General features: G+C 54.1%; 16 protein-coding genes and 1 pseudogene. 6 read left to right on the top strand and 11 right to left on the bottom strand.

Annotation, left to right across the window (positions count from 1 at the left end; translation table 11 throughout):
• Window positions 1-91: 91 nt before the first annotated feature.
• From cmk to purU, 7 genes are all read right to left on the bottom strand, one after another.
• Window positions 92-772 (bottom strand): (d)CMP kinase, encoded by a 681-nt coding sequence (cmk, locus tag ACTHYN_RS06135; RefSeq protein ID WP_441811592.1) that lies wholly within the window; start codon window positions 770-772, stop codon window positions 92-94.
• The gene (locus ACTHYN_RS06130) at window positions 772-3,030 is read right to left on the bottom strand and encodes a bifunctional prephenate dehydrogenase/3-phosphoshikimate 1-carboxyvinyltransferase (protein ID WP_441811591.1); all 2,259 of its coding nucleotides are present in this window, start codon (window positions 3,028-3,030) and stop codon (window positions 772-774) included. The genes cmk and ACTHYN_RS06130 overlap by 1 nt, the downstream gene beginning before the upstream one ends.
• The gene (hisC, locus tag ACTHYN_RS06125; RefSeq protein WP_441811590.1) at window positions 3,031-4,155 is read right to left on the bottom strand and encodes a histidinol-phosphate transaminase; all 1,125 of its coding nucleotides are present in this window, start codon (window positions 4,153-4,155) and stop codon (window positions 3,031-3,033) included.
• Window positions 4,156-4,199: 44 nt separating this feature from the next.
• Entirely contained in the window at window positions 4,200-5,297 is a 1,098-nt protein-coding gene (pheA, locus tag ACTHYN_RS06120) for a prephenate dehydratase (RefSeq protein ID WP_441811589.1), read from the bottom strand.
• Window positions 5,298-5,299: 2 nt separating this feature from the next.
• Window positions 5,300-6,382, bottom strand: coding sequence for a 3-phosphoserine/phosphohydroxythreonine transaminase (gene serC, locus ACTHYN_RS06115; RefSeq protein ID WP_441811588.1), 1,083 nt, complete (start codon window positions 6,380-6,382; stop codon window positions 5,300-5,302).
• Window positions 6,383-6,432: 50 nt separating this feature from the next.
• Window positions 6,433-9,069 (bottom strand): DNA gyrase subunit A, encoded by a 2,637-nt coding sequence (gene gyrA, locus ACTHYN_RS06110; RefSeq protein WP_441811643.1) that lies wholly within the window; start codon window positions 9,067-9,069, stop codon window positions 6,433-6,435.
• Window positions 9,070-9,193: 124 nt separating this feature from the next.
• Window positions 9,194-10,048 carry a formyltetrahydrofolate deformylase gene (gene purU / locus ACTHYN_RS06105; protein WP_441811587.1) on the bottom strand — a complete coding sequence of 285 codons (855 nt, stop codon included), beginning with the start codon at window positions 10,046-10,048 and terminating at the stop codon, window positions 9,194-9,196.
• Window positions 10,049-10,203: 155 nt separating this feature from the next.
• On the opposite strand from purU, the gene ggt reads away from it, so the two are divergent.
• Both ggt and ACTHYN_RS06095 read left to right on the top strand, forming a co-directional pair.
• On the top strand, window positions 10,204-11,970 hold the full coding sequence (gene ggt, locus ACTHYN_RS06100; RefSeq protein WP_441811586.1) for a gamma-glutamyltransferase: 1,767 nt from the start codon (window positions 10,204-10,206) through the stop codon (window positions 11,968-11,970).
• 49 nt (window positions 11,971-12,019) lie between these two features.
• Window positions 12,020-12,268, top strand: a complete 249-nt coding sequence (locus ACTHYN_RS06095; RefSeq protein WP_441811585.1) for a YkoF family thiamine/hydroxymethylpyrimidine-binding protein — start codon at window positions 12,020-12,022, stop codon at window positions 12,266-12,268.
• 212 nt (window positions 12,269-12,480) lie between these two features.
• Here the strand turns inward: ACTHYN_RS06095 and yghU are convergent, their stop codons facing one another.
• Window positions 12,481-13,362: a glutathione-dependent disulfide-bond oxidoreductase gene (yghU, locus tag ACTHYN_RS06090; protein ID WP_441811584.1), complete on the bottom strand. Its 882-nt coding sequence runs from the start codon at window positions 13,360-13,362 to the stop codon at window positions 12,481-12,483.
• A gap of 131 nt (window positions 13,363-13,493) precedes the next feature.
• Between yghU and ACTHYN_RS06085 the strand changes: the two genes are divergently transcribed.
• The gene (locus ACTHYN_RS06085; RefSeq protein ID WP_441811583.1) at window positions 13,494-13,667 is read left to right on the top strand and encodes a DUF2897 family protein; all 174 of its coding nucleotides are present in this window, start codon (window positions 13,494-13,496) and stop codon (window positions 13,665-13,667) included.
• On the opposite strand, the gene ACTHYN_RS06080 is transcribed toward ACTHYN_RS06085, so the two are convergent.
• A complete protein-coding gene (locus ACTHYN_RS06080; protein ID WP_441811582.1) occupies window positions 13,658-13,996 on the bottom strand; it encodes a 4a-hydroxytetrahydrobiopterin dehydratase in 339 nt (112 codons plus the stop codon). The genes ACTHYN_RS06085 and ACTHYN_RS06080 overlap by 10 nt on opposite strands.
• Before the next feature lie 147 nt (window positions 13,997-14,143).
• On the opposite strand from ACTHYN_RS06080, the gene imuA reads away from it, so the two are divergent.
• The 3 genes from imuA to ACTHYN_RS06065 are packed head-to-tail and all read left to right on the top strand — an operon-like array spanning window position 14,144 to window position 19,406.
• Window positions 14,144-14,833, top strand: a complete 690-nt coding sequence (gene imuA / locus ACTHYN_RS06075) for a translesion DNA synthesis-associated protein ImuA (RefSeq protein ID WP_441811581.1) — start codon at window positions 14,144-14,146, stop codon at window positions 14,831-14,833.
• Between the two features lie 5 nt (window positions 14,834-14,838).
• Window positions 14,839-16,257 carry a Y-family DNA polymerase gene (locus ACTHYN_RS06070; RefSeq protein WP_441811580.1) on the top strand — a complete coding sequence of 473 codons (1,419 nt, stop codon included), beginning with the start codon at window positions 14,839-14,841 and terminating at the stop codon, window positions 16,255-16,257.
• The gene (locus tag ACTHYN_RS06065) at window positions 16,257-19,406 is read left to right on the top strand and encodes an error-prone DNA polymerase (protein WP_441811579.1); all 3,150 of its coding nucleotides are present in this window, start codon (window positions 16,257-16,259) and stop codon (window positions 19,404-19,406) included. Before ACTHYN_RS06070 ends, ACTHYN_RS06065 begins: the two co-directional genes overlap by 1 nt.
• Here the strand turns inward: ACTHYN_RS06065 and ACTHYN_RS06060 are convergent.
• Window positions 19,400-19,858 (bottom strand): annotated as a pseudogene (locus ACTHYN_RS06060) (alpha/beta hydrolase); the annotation flags it as partial. The gene ACTHYN_RS06065 and the pseudogene ACTHYN_RS06060 sit on opposite strands and share 7 nt — an antisense overlap.
• Window positions 19,859-20,002: 144 nt before the next feature.
• The coding region (locus ACTHYN_RS06055; protein WP_441811578.1) for a TonB-dependent siderophore receptor at window positions 20,003-20,746 on the bottom strand (744 nt) is incomplete at its 5' end.

Here is a 20,746-nt window from a genome sequence, read left to right as displayed (position 1 = left end):
GCCAGCAACACGGTCTGTTAATAAGTTCCGGAATCAGCCAGCGGCTGGCAGATTTCGCTGTTTCCGGCATTTCAACGACAAAAAAGTGTAGTCAGATCCGGCCTGCTGCTGCCATGCATCTGCCTAACACCTCCTGTATACTCAACCCTGTAGAATCAATGACTTGCGCATCATCTGCAGGCTTGAGGGGGGCTGCAGAACGGTTCATATCCCGTTCATCACGAACCCGTATCTCCTCTAAAACGGCGTCAATACTAACATCGACTCCTGCCGCCTTCAACTGGCTGAAACGCCGGTGAGCGCGCTCTTGCGCACTGGCTGTCAGGAAAATTTTAGTCGTTGCATCCGGGAAAACAACCGTGCCCATATCGCGACCATCGGCAACCAGCCCCGGCTTCAGTTGAAAGTCTCTCTGGCGCTGCAAAAGCGCATCACGAACCGACTGAATGGCGGCAATACACGATGCCTTATTACCACAGGCTTCCGTACGAATATCAGTCGTAACATCCTTTCCCGCTAGAATAACTTTTACCGGCTCACCTTCTGGCGTGGGTTCGAAAGCAACATCCAGTGATGCGGCCACTCTCACCAGGGCTGGCTCATTATCCAGCGGTACATTCTGTCGGGTGGCAGCAAGAGCTGTCAGACGATAAAGCGCGCCGCTGTCGAGCAGGTGCCAGCCCAGTTTTTTAGCCAGCATTTGCGTGATTGTGCCTTTACCTGAACCGCCCGGGCCGTCAACAGTAATAACAGGCGCGCTGCTTTCGGACATTACTGTGCTCCCTGGTCAGCGCCCGCCGCGGACCTTTCCGCTGAAATATTAATGCCTGTTTCCCGGGCAAGCTCTACAAACCGCGGGAAAGATGTCGCCACAACGGAACAACCGTCTATTTCGATTTCCTCAGTGGCTCGCAACGAAGCCACGGCAAAAGACATCGCAATACGGTGATCATGATGACTGTATACGGAGCCGCCCTTAATTGTCTGACCGCCTTCAATTACAATGCCATCGTCGGTCACTGTGGTTTCAACGCCTAATGTGGCAAGGCCATCCGCCATCACCTGAATACGGTCACTTTCTTTTACCCGCAGTTCTTCAGCACCAGTTAAAACAGTTCGGCCGGTTGCGCAAGCCGCAGCAATAAACAGCGCCGGGAACTCATCAATAGCCAGGGGTACCTGATCTTCCGGGATAGTAAGGCCCTTAAGCTCTGCAAAACGAACACGCAGATCAGCCACCGGCTCGCCACCGACCTCCCGCTCGGCCATAATTTCAATGTTTCCGCCCATCTGCTGCAGAATATTGATGACACCTACCCTTGTCGGGTTCATACCCACATGCCGCATAACGAGATCAGACCCCGGGGCGATACTTGCCGCGACCAGAAAAAAAGCCGCAGATGAAATATCGGCGGGAACATCAATGGTGTTAGCCGTCAGTTTACCACCGCCCCTCACACTCGCTATTGGCCCATCGCGTTCCACTTTATAACCAAACCCGGTCAGCATGCGCTCGGTATGATCACGGGTTGGTGCAGGCTCAGCAACCGAGGTAGTGCCTTCAGCATACAAGCCCGCCAGCAACAGGCAGGATTTTACCTGGGCGCTGGCCACCGGCATATCGTAGTGAATGCCTGTCAGCTTTTTGCCCTGGCTACCACGGATTTTCAACGGCGGGCGGCCGCCCTCCGCTGCATCAATGACCGCTCCCATAGATCGCAGCGGATCCGCAACCCGGTTCATTGGCCGGCCCGAGAGACTGGCATCACCGGTCAGTTCGGATTCAAAAGGCTGCGCTGCCAATAGCCCGGTGAACAATCGCATGCCAGTACCGGAATTACCTAAATATATCGGCCCGCGAGGAGCCTGCAAGCCATGCATTCCAACGCCGTGTATGCGTACAAACCCATCATCCGGGCCTTCAATAGTCACGCCCATATCCCGGAATGCCTGAATCGTTGCGAGGCTGTCTTCGCCTTCAAGAAAGCCTTTCACCTCGGTAATGCCCTCGGCAATCGCACCCAGCATAATCGAGCGGTGGGACATGGATTTATCGCCGGGCACCCGTATATCGCCAGTTACTGAACCGCCTGGCTGGAGACGGAACGTTACCTGCTTTTCACTATTATTTGTCACGTAGGCCTGTCCTGAAAGCATTTTTGAAAAGTGATCGCGCGCTGCCTTGGCACGACTGAATACCCGTAACAACATGTCGCCATCTTGCTCGGCAACGGCGGTGCGCAACTGATCCAGATCATGGGTAAAATGATCTATCATCCGAATAACAGCATCCCGGTTGGAAAGAAAAATGTCGTGCCACATTACCGGGTCGCTCGCGGCAATTCGGGTAAAATCACGGAACCCGCCTGCGGCATACCGGAAAATGTCCATATTCTGATCTTCACCGGCCAGTGTATCGACCAGCGAAAATGCAATCAGGTGGGGTAAATGACTGGTCGCCGCCAATACTTCATCGTGATACGCCACAGACATAGTGAGCACGGTGGCACCACACACCTCCCACAAGGCCTGGAGTTTCGCGAGATGTTCGCGACTGACATCATCCGGGGGGGTCAGTATGACCTTATGCTTGTTGAATAATTCTGAATTCGCAGCGCGAATGCCACTTTTCTCAGACCCGGCAATGGGATGTCCGGGAATAATGCGAGGCAAAAACGCACCAAATACAGCCTCAACGTCTTTCACAAAACCCGTTTTGGTGCTACCAACATCCGTTAAAATGGCATCGGCTCCCAAGTGCGGGCGCACGGCCTCAAGCACTTTACGGGTTGCCCGCACTGGCACCGCCAGCACAACAAGATCCGCGCCCTGCACTGCCTCAGCTATTGTTTGTGCAACTGTATCAATCACTCCCTGAGACAGGCCCAGCAAAAGATCGTCCTGGTGCTGGTCCGCTGCAACAACTTCACTGGCCAGCCCGTGCTTGCGAATAGCTCCAGCGAGTGAGCCACCTATCAGGCCCAACCCAATAATGGCCACACGCTGAAAAAGTGGTTCGCGGGACAACACTCAGGCTCCCTGCCCGGCTGCAGCCAGCGCCTTTGCGAGAGCATCTATAAAGTGCTCGTTTTGGGCGAACAAGCCCACCGTAACCCTAAGGTGGTTTGGCATGCCGTAACCGGCAACAGGCCGAACAATCACACCGTGGGCCAGCAATGCCTGATAAACGCCCATGGCTTGCGGCCCTACTTCAACAGCCACAAAATTCCCGGATGATGGAATATATTTCAGGCCCATGCTGTCAAACGCGTCTTGTAACTGTTTCAGTCCCGCAGTATTTATTTCGCGGGAACGTTTTAGATAGTCCTCGTCATCCAGCACTGCAGTAGCCGCTGCAAGACCCACTGAGCTGACGTTAAACGGCTGGCGAACACGGTTCAGGATATCGGCGATAGCCGGTGAGCTTATACTGTAGCCTACACGCAAAGCAGCTAAACCCCAGGCTTTGGAAAACGTGCGACATACAATCAGATTCGGGAAGCGGGCCAGCAAAGCAACACCATCGGGATCATTTTCCCCGGTCATATACTCGCAATAGGCTTCATCCAGTACCACCAGCACATCTTCAGGAACCTTACCCAAAAATGCCTCGATAGCCTCTGCGTTATGCACAGTGCCCGTAGGATTATTGGGATTGGCTATAAATATGAGCCGGGTGCGCTCTGTTACGGCTGCGGCCATTGCATCCAGGTCGTGCCCCCAGTCCCGGGCAGGCACGGCAACCGCCTTCGCGCCAATGGCCTGAGTAACAATCGGGTAAACCGCAAACGCATATTGGGAGAACACAATCTCTGAGTTCCCGTCAGCAAAACAACGGGCGATGACTTCAAGCACATCGTTCGACCCGTTTCCCAGCGTGATTTGATCAGCATCCACACTAAGACGGCCAGATAACTTCTGTTTCAAGTCAAACCCATTGCCATCGGGATACAAACACAAGTCTGCCAAAGCGCCTTCAACGGCGGCGGTCGCTTTTTTGCTGGGGCCAAGAGGGTTTTCATTGCTGGCAAGCTTGATAATTTCAGCCGGATTCAGCCCCAACTCCCGGGCCAGTTCGCTGATTGGTTTACCTGGCTCGTACGGAGACAAAGCCTGAACACCTTCGACAGCAAGGCTTTGGTAATCAGTGGTCATAACCCTTCCTTCAATTGCCTGATGCTAAGCTCTCATGCCAACGACTAGAGAACACCGATAGGGTAAGAGCCCAACCGCTTGAGCTCAACAGCCTCTTCGTCTACCTCGGAAAGCACTTTACGTGCTTGTTCGTCATCCATGTGCCCTTCAAAATCTATATAGAATACATAGGCCCAGGTGCCACTGGGTGAAGGCCGGGTCTCGATCCGCGTGAGGCTGATGCCATGACCGTGGAACGGCTCCAGAAGTTGATACAGTGCGCCGGGTTTGTTTCTCATGGAAACCAGAATCGAGGATTTGTCCTGGCCGCTGGCAGGCACCTCCTCACGGCCAATAATCAAAAACCGGGTAGTATTGTCCGGACGGTCTTCAATACTGTTGGCCAGTTTTTCCAAACCGTAGAGCTTTTCTGCCATATCACCGGCAATCGCAGCCGCGCCTGGTTCCTGCGCTGCCCGGCGGGCTGCCTCAGCATTACTCGAAACGGTTACCCGTTCAATGCCATACCGATGAGTATCCAGCCATTGCCTGCACTGGGCAAACGACTGCTGGTGCGAATAAATACGGGTTATTTCCTGATCCCCGAACTCCGGTGAAACCAGTAGATGATGATGAATCCTCAGCTGCACTTCACCGCAGATTTTTAGCGGCGAGGACATGAACATATCAAGGGTGTGATTAATCATACCCTCGGTAGAGTTCTCAACCGGCACTACGCCGTAGTGCGCCGACCCGGATTCCACTTCGCGGAAAACCGCATCAATAGCAGGCAGAGGCACGCTAACCACCGAATGCCCAAAATGCTTAAGCGCTGCCGCCTGGGTGAAGGTGCCGATTGGCCCCAGAAAGGCAATGTGCATGGGCTTTTCCAGTGCCAGGCAAGCCGACATAATTTCGCGAAACAGCCGGGCCATTTCCTCACCAGCCAGAGGGCCCGGGTTGGCCTCTTTAATACGGCGCAGAACCTGCGCTTCCCGCTCGGGGCGGTAGAAAAATACGTCCTGTTCAGGGTTGGCGGCCATCTTCACATGGGCTACCTCCTGGGCGCACTTGGCACGTGTGCTGATCAACTCCATGATCTTCTGATCAAGGCTGTCTATTTCTACCCGTAGCTCCCCGAGGCGGATTTGCTCCTCACTCATGATCAGCCCTGCTCCTTCGCAAATTCTGTCATGTACTGAATCAAGGCATCCACACCCGCCTCTGGCATAGCGTTATAGATGCTGGCACGCATGCCGCCAACAGAGCGATGGCCTGCCAGGTTCAACAAGCCCCGGCTATTGGCACCTTCAAGAAAAGCACTGTTCAGAGCATCGTCCTGCAACGTAAAAGGCACATTCATCCAGGAGCGGAAACGCGGCTCTATAGGGTTGGCGTAAAACTCGTTAGTGTCGATAAAATCATAAAGCTTTTTTGCCTTCCGCAAATTGGTTTCACCCATCGCTTTCACACCGCCTTGAGCTTTCAACCATTTGAACACGAGGCCCGCAAGATACCAGGAATACGTCGCCGGGGTATTATACATAGAGCCGTTATCGGCAATCACCTGATAATTCATCATGGTCGGTGTTTCTTTGCGGGCTTTGCCCAAAAGCTCTTTCCGAATGATAACCACAACCAAACCAGAGGGGCCGATATTCTTTTGCGCACCGGCGTAAATCATCCCGAATTTTGAGACATCCACGGGGCGCGAAAGCATGGTAGAGGACATATCCGCCACCAATGGCACACCGCCGCTTTCAGGAACAAAATCAAACTCCAGGCCGCCTATTGTCTCATTTGGTGTGTAGTGCAAATACGCTGCCTCGGCACTGGTCTGCCAGGACGCCTGATCCGGAATACTGACGAAACCGCCCTGCTCCGAACTGGCCACAACATTTACATTAGCATAGCGCTTTGCCTCAGCTATGGCCTTTTTCGACCAGATACCGGTGTTTACATAGTCCGCAGACGTTTTGTCGCCAAGCAGGTTCAGAGGAATTGTGGAAAACTGACTGGAAGCGCCACCCTGCATGAAGAGAACAGCGTAATCATCTGATATACCAGCCAATTCACGCAGGTCTTTCTCAGCCGTTTCGGCAATTTCCACAAACTGCTTGCTGCGATGGCTCATTTCCATCACCGACATGCCTGTGCCACGCCAGTCCAGCATTTCATCCCGTGCCTGTGCCAGCACACTTTCCGGCAAGGTTGCCGGACCTGCACAAAAATTATACGCCCTGGTCATGTTCCTGCGATCTCTCACGTCTTGCGGATTCTGTGTTAAACAGTGCCGGCTTATTCCTCGCCAGCATCCTGCTCCGGATTGCTATCTGCATTTTCATCTGTGGAAGCGTCGTTGCCTTCAGTGCTCTCGCCGTCAACTTCATCAATATCTTCGTCGTCGGTTTCGGCAATTCGCTCCACGCCTACCAAACGTTCGTCCTCCTGGCTTAGCCTGATCAAACGCACGCCCTGGGTGTTCCGGCTGAGAACCGACACTTCGTCCGTGCGGGTACGAACCAGCGTGCCCTTGTCGGAAATCAGCATCATTTCGTCACCTTCAAACAGCTGCAAAGCCGTGACCAGGTCGCCATTACGATCGGAGCACTGCATGGCGATAACGCCCTGGCTGCCTCGACCGTAAGTTGGGAACTCGTCAAGAGCCGTGCGCTTGCCATAACCATTCTCACTGGCAGTCAGAATCACGCCGCCGTCCTGGGGAATGATCAGGGAGACCACATGATGGTCTTCGGGCATTCTGATACCACGCACCCCACGGGCGGTTCGGCTCAGTGGGCGAACGGCCTCTTCATTGAAGCGAACCGCCTTGCCGGCTGTCGAGAACAGCATGATTTCGGCATCACCTTCGGTAATTGCTGCACCGATCAACGTATCGCCCTCATCCAGAGACAAGGCGATCAGGCCACTGCTACGGGGGCGGGAGAAGTTCGGTAAGCGCGTTTTCTTGACCACGCCCGCAGACGTTGCCATGAGAACAAATTGATTTTCCGGATAATCCCGAACCGGCAAGAATGTGGTAATACGCTCACCTTCATCCAGCGGCAGGATATTCACCATCGGCCGACCACGGGACGCGCGGCTGGCACGGGGAATCTCAAACACACGCAACCAATAAACTTTGCCCCGGTTGGAGAAGCACAAAATAGTGTCGTGGGAGTTGGCAACCAGCAGTTTTTCAACGAAATCCTCGTCTTTCATAGAGGTTGCAGCTTTACCACGGCCACCACGGCGCTGTGCCTGATAATCTTCAACGGCCTGGGTTTTGGCGTAACCACCATGGGAGATCGTTACGACCAGATCTTCTTCGTCAATCAGATCGGCAACCGTCAAATCGCGCTGAGAGCTGGTTATTTCCGTGCGGCGCACATCACCAAACTCGGCTACCACAGCTTCAAGTTCTTCACGGATAACCTGCATCAGGCGATCAGGATCAGCCAGAATTTCCAGCAGGCTGGCGATCTTTTCAAGAATCTCTTTGTACTCGTTCTGGAGCTTTTCAGTCTCCAGGCCGGTCAAGCGGTGCAGGCGCATGTCCAGGATAGCCTGGGTCTGCTCCGGAGACATGAAGTACAGGCCATCGCGCAGGCCATAAACTTCTGGCAGATCATCCGGGCGGCAAGCGTCTTCGCCGGCACGCTCAAGCATCGCCATCACGTTACCGGGCGCCCAACCTTGGGCCATCAGCTTTTCTTTGGCTTCCAAAGAGCTTGGAGACGCTTTGATCAGCTCAATCATCTCATCGATGTTGGCCAGTGCAACGGTCAGGCCTTCAAGAATGTGGCCACGCTCGCGAGCTTTACGCAACTCAAACAGGGTACGTCGGGTCACCACTTCACGGCGGTGACGCACGAATGCATCCAGCATTTCTTTGAGGTTCAGTATCTTAGGCTCGCCGTTGATCAACGCAACCATGTTTATGCCGAATACCGTCTGCAACTGGGTATGCTTAAACAGGTTATTGACCACTACTTCCGGGTTCTCGCCGCGGCGCAGCTCTATAAAGATGCGGATACCTTCCTTGTTGGATTCGTCCCGCAGTTCAGTAATGCCTTCCAGGCGCTTTTCTTTCACCAACTCGGCAATCTTCTCGATCAAGCGCGCTTTGTTAAGCTGATACGGCAACTCGGTGATAATGATCGCATCGCGATTGGTTTTCTTATCGGTTTCAATCTCATGACGGGCGCGGATATGAATGCGGCCACGGCCAGTACGATAAGCTTCAACAATGCCGGCACGGCCGTTGATAATGCCTTCAGTCGGGAAATCCGGCCCCGGAATGAACTCCATTAGCTCATCGCAGGTGAGGTCCGGGTTATCGATCAACGCCAAACAACCGTTAACGACTTCGGTCAGGTTGTGAGGCGGGATATTCGTCGCCATGCCTACGGCAATACCCGAAGAGCCATTCACCAACAGGTTAGGAACTCGGGTAGGCATCACTTCGGGAATGCGTTCTGTGCCGTCGTAGTTGTCGACAAAATCTACGGTTTCTTTCTCGAGATCCGCCAGCAGTGAGTGCGCGATTTTTTTCATGCGGATTTCGGTGTAACGCATGGCTGCCGCGTTATCGCCGTCGATAGAACCAAAGTTACCCTGACCATCTACCAGCGGATAACGCAGGGAGAACGGCTGGGCCATGCGTACAATGGTGTCATAGACAGCAGAGTCACCGTGCGGGTGATATTTACCAATCACATCACCCACCACGCGGGCAGACTTCTTGTAGGCCTTGTTCCAGTCGTTGTTCAGTTCGGACATAGCGAACAGAACACGACGGTGAACCGGCTTGAGGCCATCCCGCACATCAGGAAGAGCCCGCCCAACGATTACACTCATGGCGTAATCCAGGTAAGACTGCTTCAGCTCATCTTCAATATTGACCGGCAGGATCTCTTTGGCTAATTCACCCATCGAGAAAGGTTCCTTTGCGTTATCTGGAAGTCGTTTCAGGGCCATTTTCCGGCCCCGTAGTTATTCTTGAACAAGCCGCTAACTGTATCACAACAGCCCCCTCAGTGGCATTTGTGAGGCAGCCTTAGTCAAATACCACGGTCTTGTTTTCGTGGGTAATCACGCGATCCTCAATATGAGAGCGCAACCCTCGAGCAAGAACGTTTTTCTCCACATCCTTACCCAGGCGCACCATATCCTGAATGGAGTCACTGTGATTGATGCGAATAACATCCTGTTCGATGATCGGGCCTTCATCGAGGTCCCGGGTCACATAGTGGCAGGTAGCCCCAATCAGCTTGACCCCCCGGGTGTAGGCTTGATGATAAGGCTTTGCACCAGCAAAAGACGGCAGAAAGCTGTGATGAATATTGATCACCTTGCCTGCATGCTTTGCGCACAGTTCTGCGGGCAGGATCTGCATATAGCGAGCCAAGACCACCACATCGGCTTCGTAGCCCTCAATCAGCTCGTCGATATGGGCAAACGCCTCTTCCCGGTTATCCTTGCTTACCGGGATGTGGTGGTAGGGAATGTCGTGCCACTCAACCATACGACGCAAATCGTCGTGATTGGAAATGACCGCAGCAATTTCAGCGTTGATGTCATTGCTGTGCCAGCGATACAGGAGGTCGGCCACACAGTGGGACTCCTTGCTGCACATCAGAATCACTTTTTTGGGCTGTGCCGAATCGGCGATGTGCCACCGCATATCGAATTCTTCAGCGATCGGCGCAAACGCAGTACGAAACTGTTCAAGGCCAAACGGAATAGACTTGGCTTTGATTTCGTGACGCATAAAAAACCAATCGGTGTAAGTATCCGAGTGGTGGCTTGCTTCGGTGATCCAGCCGTTATAGGTCTGTAAAAAATTACTCACCTTGGCGACAATTCCAACCCTGTCCGGGCAGGAAATCACAAGACGGTAGGTATGCTCCATGAAAGCCTTTCCTTAACTGACAAACGGGAAAGCAAGTGCGCCGGGACCGTTGCCGGAATCTACAGTCGGAACTGGATTTAGTGCTAGCGGTACGCACAAGATAAAATGACGGGCTATCATAGCCTATCTGAACACCAGAAACGAGGAGTGGAGACATGGGTAGAGGTATATGGCACCAATCACACAAAACACGACTCACTGAGCGCTCAGGCAGTCTGCGCGTAATTATCGCAACCTTAAGCCTGTCAATACTGGCCACACCGGCGCTCAGTCAAGCCATCCTTGAAGGCGAGCGGTTTCACCCCACCAGCGCCAGCCAGGGCATGGTGGCAACCAGCCACACTCTGGCCACAAAGGTTGCCCTGAACGTTCTGAAAGACGGTGGCAATGCAATAGATGCCGCCGTAACCGCCGGATTTGCGCTGGCCGTGACCCAGCCGAGGTCCGGGAACATCGGTGGCGGCGGGTTTATGCTGGTATCCAAAGGCGATGGCTCTGCACCGGAAGCCATAGATTACCGGGAAAAAGCCCCTTCGGGCGCCACAGAAACCATGTATCAGAATGAGTCTGGCGAAGTGGTGCAGAACCGCAGCCGGTTTACCCATTTGGCGGCGGGCGTACCCGGTACAGTTGCAGGCCTTGCCATGGCACTGGAACGCCACGGCACACTATCTCTGAAGCAAGCGCTTGCCCCGGCCATAAAACTCGCCAAAGAAGGTTTTATCGTTCCAAAACGTTTCAGTGAAGGCCTTGAGCAGGCGCGGGAACGGCTGCAACGCTGGCCTGCAACGCTTGAAACCTTTTATAAAGAAGACGGCTCTGCCTGGCAAGCGGGCGAACGTTTTCGTCAGCCAGACCTGGCAGCCACCCTGCAACGCATTGCAGACAAAGGCGTAAAAGGCTTTTATGAAGGTGAAACCGCACAGCTGATTGTAGACGAGATGGAAAAGCACGGAGGCCTGATTACCCGGCAAGACCTTGCGGACTACCAGCCAGCTATACGCGAACCCGTAAAGGGCAGCTATCGGGGTTACGATATTTACTCCATGTCACCGCCCTCCTCCGGCGGCACGCATATTGTCCAGATACTGAACATGCTTGAAGGCTACCCGATCCAGGAACTTGGACATAACTCAGCCGAGACAATCCACTACATGGCCGAGACCATGAAACTGGCCTACGCCGACCGCTCGGAATATCTGGGCGACACAGATTATGTAGATGTACCGTTAAAAGGGCTGACCAGTAAATCTTACGCAGAAGAACTTCGCCAAGGCATAAAGCCCGACAAAGCACGACCCGCCGGGGACATTCGTTACGGCGAGCCCTCAGGGTACGAAAGTCCGGAAACCACGCATTTTTCGGTTGTCGACAAATGGGGCAATGCCGTATCAAACACCTACACCATCAACTTCAGCTATGGTTCAGGTATTACTGTGCAAGGTGCCGGCTTTTTGCTCAACAACGAAATGGATGATTTTAGCGCCAAGCCAGGCGTTCCCAACGCTTATGGGTTGATTGGCGGCGAGGCCAACAAGGTGGAGCCCGGCAAACGCATGCTCAGCTCCATGTCGCCCACCATTGTTCGCAAAGGCGACCATAATTTTCTGGTCACCGGCAGCCCGGGCGGCTCGCGTATTATCACCACCACACTGCAGGTGATCATGAACGTGATTGATCACGGCATGAACATACAAACTGCCGTTAGTGCGCCTCGCATCCATCACCAGTGGTTGCCGGATGAAGTCCGCATAGAACAAGGCATCAGCCCGGATACCGTCCGCTTACTGGAAAGCCGCGGTCACAAAGTAGTGAGCAAGTCGGCCATGGGAGCCATTCAGAGTATTATGATTGGAGAAGACGGTACCCTGTACGGTGGCGCAGATCCGAGGCGCAGTACGTCCTCGGCCATGGGCTACTAATACAAGTACCATTGGCAATACCTAATGAATATGAAAGCGGGAGATTCTTATGTTCTTGTCAGTACAACTTAGTTGCTACCCCCTGAAAGAGGACTACAAACAGCCCATCCGGGACCTGATCGCCCGGCTGGAAAAAACCAACCTGGAAGTAGTCGCCGGCCGTATGAGCACGGAAATTTTCGGTGAGTATGATGAGGTTATGAACGTGCTTTCCGATACCATGAAATGGTCTTTTGAGACATATGGTAAATCGGTTTTTGTGGCGAAGATTATGGCGGGGGACCGCAGGCCGAAGTGACCGCTACCACAAAGAGTGGCTTCAAGCCTGTGCAACCAACCTATCGCTGAACAGCGCCAGACAAAAGCCGAGCACCGCACCAAGCAGAGCCCCCCAGTGCTTGTCCAACCGAGACTGGGGGGGGGCAATATGTCCGGCAGTCGCAAGCCCCAACATTACACCTAGTGTCTTTTTCGACGTATAGCCGGGCCTGTTACAGCCCCGGTGTTGAATTATGACTTGCCAGAGGCCGCATCGAGTTTGTCCTGGGTTTTGTGCTCAAAGTCACTGGCGTCGTGGCGTTCAGGCAGCTGCCCTGCTGGCTCGCCCCAAGTACGGTTCACTATGCGCCCGCGCTGTACAGCCGGCCGCTTTTTAATCTCGTTCGCCCAACGCAACACATTGGTGTAGGTGTGCGCTTCCAAAAATTCAGCCGCATCGTAAACCTGATTAGTGACTAATGCGCCGTACCAGGGCCAGATCGCAATGTCTGCAATGGTGTATTCATCACCCGCAATATACTGGTTATTTGCCAGTTGCCGATCCAGCACATCCAACTGCCGTTTCACTTCCATGGTGTAGCGGTTTATGGGGTATTCATACTTCTCGGGTGCGTAGGCATAAAAGTGCCCAAAGCCGCCACCCACAAACGCCGCACTGCCCATTTGCCAGAACAACCAGTTAAGGGTTTCGGTGCGCCCTGCAGTATCCGATGGCAGGAGCCGATCAAATTTTTCCGCCAGGTACAGAAGAATAGAGCCAGACTCAAACACCCGAACAGCGGGATCCTGAGAATGATCAAACAGCGCCGGTATCTTGGAGTTGGGGTTCACGCCCACAAACCCGCTACTGAACTGCTCGCCCTCGTTGATGCGGACCAGCCAGGCGTCGTATTCAGCCTCCTTGATGCCGAGCTCCAACAATTCCTCAAGCATAATCGTGGCTTTTACGCCATTTGGCGTGGCCAGTGAATAGAGCTGAAAAGGATGCTTGCCAACGGGCAGTTCCTTGTCGTGGGTGGGGCCAGCAATGGGGCGATTGATGTTTGCAAAAGCGCCACCGCTTTCAGCTTGCCACTTCCAGACTTTTGGTGGCGTGTAGGTTGGATCGCTCATAATGATGAATGCTCCTTTCTTCGTGACGAATTAATGCACAACTGCTTTCGAATATTCCGCCAATTGAATTGTGTATGCTAAACCCTGTGCTTCACTATAGAGATAACTACCCCAACAAGGGAGCCATATGTATGTCGGCAATAGGATGGATTTTTCTGCTGGGCGCCTTGGCCTTGGTTGCAGGCAGCCTTTTAATGCTCTGGAAGTCTGCCAGGAAGATGCACATCCCGGAAGACAAAATAGACAAAGTCCGCCAGCGTAAGGCCGAGCTTGAGGCGCAGGAAAAAGCTGACGATCAGTGGTAAGCCGAGTCTGTTCTCGCGGCCATGATGAAATCATTTTGGTGCAGCCCGCCGATTGCGTGAGTCCACCAGCTCACGGTTACCTTCCCGTATTCCAGGAAAATGGCCGGATGATGATTTTCAGCTTCAGCCAATTCGCCAACCCTGTTGGTAAACCCCAGGGCCTGGGCAAAATTTTTGAATTTAAACACTCGGCGTAATTGCTCTTCGCTGTCTATTGTAAGGATGTCCCAGTCCTGAACACCTTTGTGCAACCTGCGCTTCTCACCATCAGTTATTCCAGAGGTGCCTGCGTTACACGCTTCACAATGCTGTTCAGCCAACCCACTCATATACAGCCTCCGCGCCTGATGTTCAGAATTTTACAGCTTCACCGGCGATACAATCGTGGGCTCGGTTACTCATTTTATCAACCTGCTTCTTGAAATTAGCCTTTTTTCGGAATACTGTATATTTAAACAGTATTCCGAGATTTCACCATGAGCGAGATTCTTAACACGCTAATGCAGGATGCCCGTGTTTGGCAGGGGTACAAGCACAACAAAACCACACAGCCTGCAGAGCCAACGGGTTACCAAGCTCTGGATAACCAGCTTGGTGGTCTGGGGTGGCCCCGGGGTGCTTTAAGTGAATGCCTGCTGGATGCCTCCGGTATTGGTGAGCTGAACCTGTTGATACCACTTATGCAGCGGCTGTCGCAGGCGGGTAAAACCGTATTCTGGTTGAACCCTCCGCACACGCCTTATGCCCCGGCACTGGCGCGGGCAGAAATCAACCTGAATCAGGTAATCATGATCCAGACTGAAGACACGGGCGATTTCCTGTGGACGCTGGAAAATTGCCTGCGTTCTCGGGTTACAGGTCTGGTGATGGCCTGGCCCGGCAGGCTGGCGGCTCGAGAAATCCGGCGTTTGCAGTTAGCAGCTGAGACCGGAAGCAATGTGTGCGTGCTCTTTCGTGAGCGACACTACGCCGAACAGAACTCCCCGGCTGCCTTACGCCTTGAGCTGGAACCCGACGATCAGCAGGGCCTGAAAGTAAATATCATAAAGCGCCGAGGGAGTTGGCCCGGCCAGCGTTGTTCACTTGCCATGGCTCACCGGGCGGGACTGTTTTACCCCGAAGCACCCCGTGTGGTTCAGGGTCCCTGGCCTACGTCAGCCCGGTAATTTTTATGCTTTGGCTGTATTTACACTTCCCACACCTGCTGCTGGATCACATTCTCCGCTCCAGTGAACACACGGCTGCTCTGGTGATCGTAGAAGGTTCCAGGCAGAAAGTCATACAAGCTTGCCCGGCTGCCCGGGATTTAGGCGTGAACACGGGCATGCGCCTGAAAACAGCCGTCAGCCTGGCGCCAAATTTAGGCATAATCCGTGCGGATGAACAGCAAGAAGCCCGAATTCTGGAAGACCAGGCCCGCTGGCTGCACCATTATGCTGCCCACATTGTTCTGGTCCCGCCAAACGGTTTGTTGGCTGAAATTGGCAGTTTGCAAAGGCTATACGGTGGCCTTCCGGCGGTCTGGCAAACTGTGGAAGAAGCACTACACAAACGCCACCTTACTGCCTGGCCCGGCATTGGTCATACGCCACAGGCCGCCCGCTTGCTTGCACGTACTGGCAAGGGAGAGTGCACATCCGACAAAGGCAACATTCTTCACACCCTTGGCTTAATGCCGTTGGTGGCTGCGGAATTTGACAGGCGCACCTACACCCGCTTGCAGCGGCTGGGGTTGAACACTTTAGGAGAGGTATTCAGCTTACCGCCAGCAGAAATGGCGCGCAGGCTTTCACCAGAAACCCTGGCGTATATTCAGAAAATTCAGGGGTCCAGATCAGACCCTCAGGAATTTTGGCAGCCGCCTGGTTACTTTCGGCAACAGGCCGACTTTGTGCAAGAAATTGAACACTCACAAGGACTGCTGTTTCCGCTTCAGCGTATGCTTTCTGAACTGGAAAATGATTTGTGCTGGCGCCAGCAGGATACGGATAGCCTACTGTTGGTGCTTCGATACCGCCATACTGAACCAACGCTTCTGCGCATCCGCACCTCCGGACCAGAGCACCGGGCAGACGCATTTCTAAACCTGATCAGCCTGCGGTTTGAACAACAACCATTGCAAGCTCCGGTTGTTTCACTTCAATTAAGCGTAAAGCGCTTTCTTGGACGGGAGGCTGCCGGAGGCCAGGATTTGCTGGGCGAAAGCCAGGATCTGAGCGAAGCATGGCACACCCTGATGAGCCGACTGCAAGCAAGGCTTGGAGAAAATGCACTGAAGCAGCTCGCACCCCGGCCAGATCACCGGCCCGAATACGCCTGGAGTGCGTCACGGGTACAGTTAAAAAACAGTGCCGCGCAGATAAAAGCCTGGCAATTACCTGGCAGGCCTTTGTGGCTTCTTCACGGCCCTCAACCGCTTACAGAAGCGCCGCAAGCCTGGTTTACCGGCCCGGAACGGATCAGCGGCGGCTGGTGGGACGGCCAGCGGGTACACCGGGATTATTACATTGCTCAATTGAACAATGGCCAGTTGGCCTGGGTGTTCCGGGATGTGCGGGATGGCTGGTTTGTACATGGCTGGTTTGGCTGATGGGTGAAGCTGTCTACGCCGAGCTGTTTTGCTTCAGTAACTTTACCTTTCTGACCGGAGCATCCCATCCCCATGAGCTTGCGGAACGCGCGGCAGAGCTTGGATACACTGCACTGGCAATGACCGATACTTGTTCGGTAGCGGGTATTCCCCGGGCCTGGGCGGCACTGAAAGAAAGCCCGGTAAAGCTGATTACCGGAAGCTGGTTTGAGCTGGATGATGCTCCACCCGGTGCCAACACACCCCGGTTTATTCTCCTGGCCCGCACCCGCAAAGGCTATGGCCAGCTTTGCCAGCTGATAACCACCGCTCGACGCCGCGCAGACAAGGGGCAGTACCAGCTGTTTTGTAGCGACCTGGAAACACATGCCCTGGATGACTGCCTGTGTCTGTGGCTGCCGCCCTCACCGCCCGAAGCCAGTGCAGATCAGGCCTTGTGCTGTGGCAAATGGTTACTCCGGTTGTTTGAACACCGCCTTTGGATTGCCGCTGCACGCACACTGGAGTCAGGCGAGGAACAACAGTTGGCCCGGGCCCGCTGGCTCTCTGAGGAGTTGCGCTGCCCGATTACAGCGGCGGGCGAAGTTCACATGCACAGCCGGGAACGCCAACCGTTACAAGATGTGCTCGCTGCTTTGCGCAACCACACCAGCTTGGAAAATGCCGGCCACTGCCTGTTCCAGAATGGCGAGCGCTATCTGCGCCCACTAACAGTAATACAGCGGTTGTTTCCCGAAACCTGGTTGAAGGAGTCTGTGAGCATTGCCCAACAATGTACCTTTGAGCCAGGGAGCTTACGCTACGAATACCCTCCGGACCTTGTGCCAGCAGGAGAAAGCCCAGCAGCTTACCTGAAGCGGCTCACCCGGGAAGGTGAACGGCAGCGTTATCCAGAAGGCACCCCTTTATCGACTCAAGCCCTGATTCGCAAAGAGCTTGGCCTGATTTCAGAGATGAAGTACGAGCACTACTTTCTCACCATCCAGGACATAGTTGCCTTTGCCCGCAGCCGCGGCATTCTGTGTCAGGGTCGGGGGTCTGCCGCCAATTCGGCCGTGTGCTACTGCCTGGGCATTACCGAGGTAAATCCGGCCCGGGTAGAAGTATTGTTTGAACGTTTTATTTCAAAAGACAGAAATGAGCCGCCGGATATCGACGTGGATTTTGAACACGAGCGGCGAGAAGAAGTTATTCAGTACATCTACCAGCGGTATAGCCGGGAGCGGGCCGCGCTGGCCGCAACGGTTATTCGCTACCGCCCCCGCAGTGCCATTCGTGATGTTGGTAAAGCTCTCGGATTTGATCCGGCGCTGGTGGAGCAGTTGCTGGAAGGCATAGATTGGCGTGACCAGGCCACCAATTGGCGCCAGCAGATTCTCGATAAACGCCTGACCCGCAACCCGAAGGTAGCCGATCAGTTCTTTGCGCTGGTAAACACCCTGCTCGGCTTTCCCCGCCATTTATCCCAGCATGTGGGCGGATTTGTGATCAGCGCAGGGCCACTGGCCGATCTGGTGCCGGTAGAAAATGCCGCCATGGCTGACCGTACCGTTATCCAGTGGGATAAAGACGATCTGGAAAGCCTTGGCCTGATGAAAGTGGATATTCTCGCGTTGGGTATGCTCACGGCTATCAGAAAAGCTCTGGAACTGATCAGCCAACAAAAAGGCCACCCCTTCCAGATGCAGGACATCCCCCAAGAAGATCCCGCCACCTACGCCATGCTGCAAAAAGGCGACAGCATTGGTGTATTTCAAGTGGAATCCCGAGCCCAGATAAACATGCTGCCAAGGCTGAGGCCTGAAACCTACTACGACCTGGTGATTGAAGTCGCCATCGTTCGTCCCGGCCCTATCAAAGGCGATATGGTGCATCCTTATTTGCGCCGTAAACATGGCTTGGAACCCGTTGATTACCCCAACGACGCCATTCGTGGTGTGCTCGAACGCACACTGGGCGTGCCGATTTTTCAGGAACAAGTCATCAAACTGGCCATGGTCGCCGCTGGCTTTACGGCTGGCGAAGCCGATCAACTGCGCCGGGCCATGGCTGCCTGGAAATCCCACGGCGACATGTCCCCTTTCCGGGAAAAGCTCATTAATGGCATGCTGGAGCGCGGCCACGATGCCGACTTTGCCGAGCGCCTTTACCTGCAAATTTGCGGCTTCGGCGGCTACGGTTTTCCAGAATCCCACGCAGCCAGCTTCGCCCTACTGGTTTACGTCTCTTCCTGGATCAAACGGCATCACCCAAGCGCCTTCTACTGCGCCCTGCTTAACAGCCAGCCCATGGGGTTTTATTCCCCATCGCAACTGGTACAAGACGCCAAACGCCATAACGTGGTGGCATTACCGCCAGACATAAACAACAGCCAGTGGGACCACACCCCAGAAAGCCCGAAGAGCCTGAATGGTCCCAACCGCCCGTTACGCCTTGGCCTTAGAATCATACGGGGGTTCCCGAAAAGCGCCGCCGAGCGCCTTTGCCAGCACCGTCCAAAAGCCGGCTATAAATCCTCTGCCGAGTTACGCCAACTGGCAAATCTCAACCAACGCGAAATGGAACTGCTAGCCGGCGCCAATGCCATGTCCGCTTTTGCCGGTAACCGCCACCAAGCGTACTGGCAGTTACTGGGCCATGAAGAACCCGCTGAGCTGTTTTCAGTAGCTGGAACCGCAGAAGACAATGAAAACTACAAACCGGAACCCTGTAACCAGTTACCAGAGCCCAGCGAAGGCCAGAACCTGCTTGCCGACTACGCCAGCCAGGGCTTAACACTCCAACGTCACCCACTGGCCCTGCTTCGAGAGCAAGGTCACTTACAGTTCTGCCTTAGCGCAGAACGACTCAAAACCGCAAAAGCCGGCACTCCTGTACAGGTAGCCGGCCTGGTAACCGGCCGCCAACGCCCAGGCTCTGCCTCCGGTGTCACCTTCGTAACCCTGGAGGATGAAACCGGCAACGTTAACGTTATCGTTTGGCTGGAAACCGCCCGCAGACAACGCAAACCGTTAATCACTGCAAGGCTGTTACATGTGAAAGGCACTCTGGAAAGAGAGGGAGAGATTGTTCATATCGTGGCAGGAAAGCTGTCAGACCTGAGCCACCTGATACAGTCACTTCCGGTCAGCTCCAGAGATTTTCACTGACCTGCCGTAGCATCACTGTCTTGCTGTAAAAACTCCAGTGCACGCCGGGTGGCCGGCCACATAACACTCCCGTGATTCTCCCCCGGGAAGGTCGCAGCTTCGATACCCCAACCGGGATAGCGGGTTTCAAGCCAGCCTGCCATCAAGCCCACATTATCAACCATGGCCCGGGCTTGTCTCACCTTCGCCTTTGGCGTGCCTCGCTCTGTTTTTCTTGGCGTTTGTTCAAGACCGCCAACGCCGATCAGCAGCCGAGGGGCGACACCTGCCGCCGCAACAGGCAAGGCAAGCTCAGACAAAACCTTTAGAGGATGGTCGCCATACCACCATAACGAGGGGCTAATCGCGATGTAGCGCTCAAAGCTGGCAGGTGCCGTCAATAGTGTATGCATAACAAAGAGCCCGCCAAAAGAGTGGCCAAAAACCGCTTCCCGGGCCGAATCCATTTGAAAGCGCCGGGCAAGGCAACCTCACCCGGTACAGCACCAGCATAAGATGTGACTGGTAACATACTGAAAGCCATAAACGCTCCGAAAAACAGCCACACTCCAAGTAAAAAATGGCGCTTCAGACTATCGTAGCGCCACGGGAAACACTCAGAAATCATAACGCAACGAGGCAACAGCATTGGCTGGAGCGCCCGCCATATTGAAGGTATTCGCTCCTCCAACACGGTTGTAATACTTGCGATCCAGTAAATTGTTGATGTTGAGCTGAGCACTGAGATTTTTGCTGAAGTCATAACCGACCATGGCATCCACTACCGCATACCCCGGGGCCTCAACACCCTGACTAGAGGCAAAATCGCTCATCGCGGTTACGCCACCGCCTATGCGCAGGCCGTGCAACACACCGCCAGCGAACCCGTATTGTGTCCAGACCTTCACCTGGCTGTGCGGCATTAACAGAAAGATACCGTCATCACGGGCAGTGGAGGCTTGCTCCACTTCTGTGTCCAGATAGGTGTACCCAGCAATCAAATCCCATTGTTCTGTTAAACTGCCGCTGACTTCCAGTTCTGCGCCCTGAATACGCATTTTACCTACAGAAACAGAATAGACGGCGTTAGGAATATTCGGAGTGGCAGCGCGATTTTCATCGTACAACCGGAAAACGCTGGCCCGTGCGTTCAAATTTCCACGAAAGTAACTGCCCTTCGCGCCAAATTCATATTGTTCGCCTTCACGTGGTTTGAGGAATTCTCCGTTGGCATCAACGCTGGTTTGCGGTTTGAAAACCTGCGAGTAACTGGCGTAAAGCGAGTGGTCGGCATTAAGATCAACAACTAGCCTGAATTTCTCATAGTGTCCCAACAAGCGTCGCAGGCCAAGGCAGAAAGC

The organism is Marinobacter sp. (assembly GCF_052091845.1).
Taxonomy (GTDB): Bacteria; Pseudomonadota; Gammaproteobacteria; order Pseudomonadales; family Oleiphilaceae; genus Marinobacter.
This window is presented reverse-complemented; position numbering and strand designations above follow the sequence as displayed.

Excerpts from the sequence above, each read along its gene's own strand:
- cmk (WP_441811592.1), bottom strand. The coding sequence starts at position 772 with ATGTCCGAAAGCAGCGCGCCTGTTATTACTGTTGACGGCCCGGGCGGT.
- hisC (WP_441811590.1), bottom strand. The coding sequence starts at position 4,155 with ATGACCACTGATTACCAAAGCCTTGCTGTCGAAGGTGTTCAGGCTTTG.
- pheA (WP_441811589.1), bottom strand. The coding sequence starts at position 5,297 with ATGAGTGAGGAGCAAATCCGCCTCGGGGAGCTACGGGTAGAAATAGAC.
- serC (WP_441811588.1), bottom strand. The coding sequence starts at position 6,382 with ATGACCAGGGCGTATAATTTTTGTGCAGGTCCGGCAACCTTGCCGGAA.
- gyrA (WP_441811643.1), bottom strand. The coding sequence starts at position 9,069 with ATGGGTGAATTAGCCAAAGAGATCCTGCCGGTCAATATTGAAGATGAG.
- purU (WP_441811587.1), bottom strand. The coding sequence starts at position 10,048 with ATGGAGCATACCTACCGTCTTGTGATTTCCTGCCCGGACAGGGTTGGA.
- ggt (WP_441811586.1), top strand. The coding sequence starts at position 10,204 with ATGGGTAGAGGTATATGGCACCAATCACACAAAACACGACTCACTGAG.
- ACTHYN_RS06095 (WP_441811585.1), top strand. The coding sequence starts at position 12,020 with ATGTTCTTGTCAGTACAACTTAGTTGCTACCCCCTGAAAGAGGACTAC.
- yghU (WP_441811584.1), bottom strand. The coding sequence starts at position 13,362 with ATGAGCGATCCAACCTACACGCCACCAAAAGTCTGGAAGTGGCAAGCT.
- ACTHYN_RS06085 (WP_441811583.1), top strand. The coding sequence starts at position 13,494 with ATGTCGGCAATAGGATGGATTTTTCTGCTGGGCGCCTTGGCCTTGGTT.
- ACTHYN_RS06080 (WP_441811582.1), bottom strand. The coding sequence starts at position 13,996 with ATGAGTGGGTTGGCTGAACAGCATTGTGAAGCGTGTAACGCAGGCACC.
- imuA (WP_441811581.1), top strand. The coding sequence starts at position 14,144 with ATGAGCGAGATTCTTAACACGCTAATGCAGGATGCCCGTGTTTGGCAG.
- ACTHYN_RS06070 (WP_441811580.1), top strand. The coding sequence starts at position 14,839 with ATGCTTTGGCTGTATTTACACTTCCCACACCTGCTGCTGGATCACATT.
- ACTHYN_RS06065 (WP_441811579.1), top strand. The coding sequence starts at position 16,257 with ATGGGTGAAGCTGTCTACGCCGAGCTGTTTTGCTTCAGTAACTTTACC.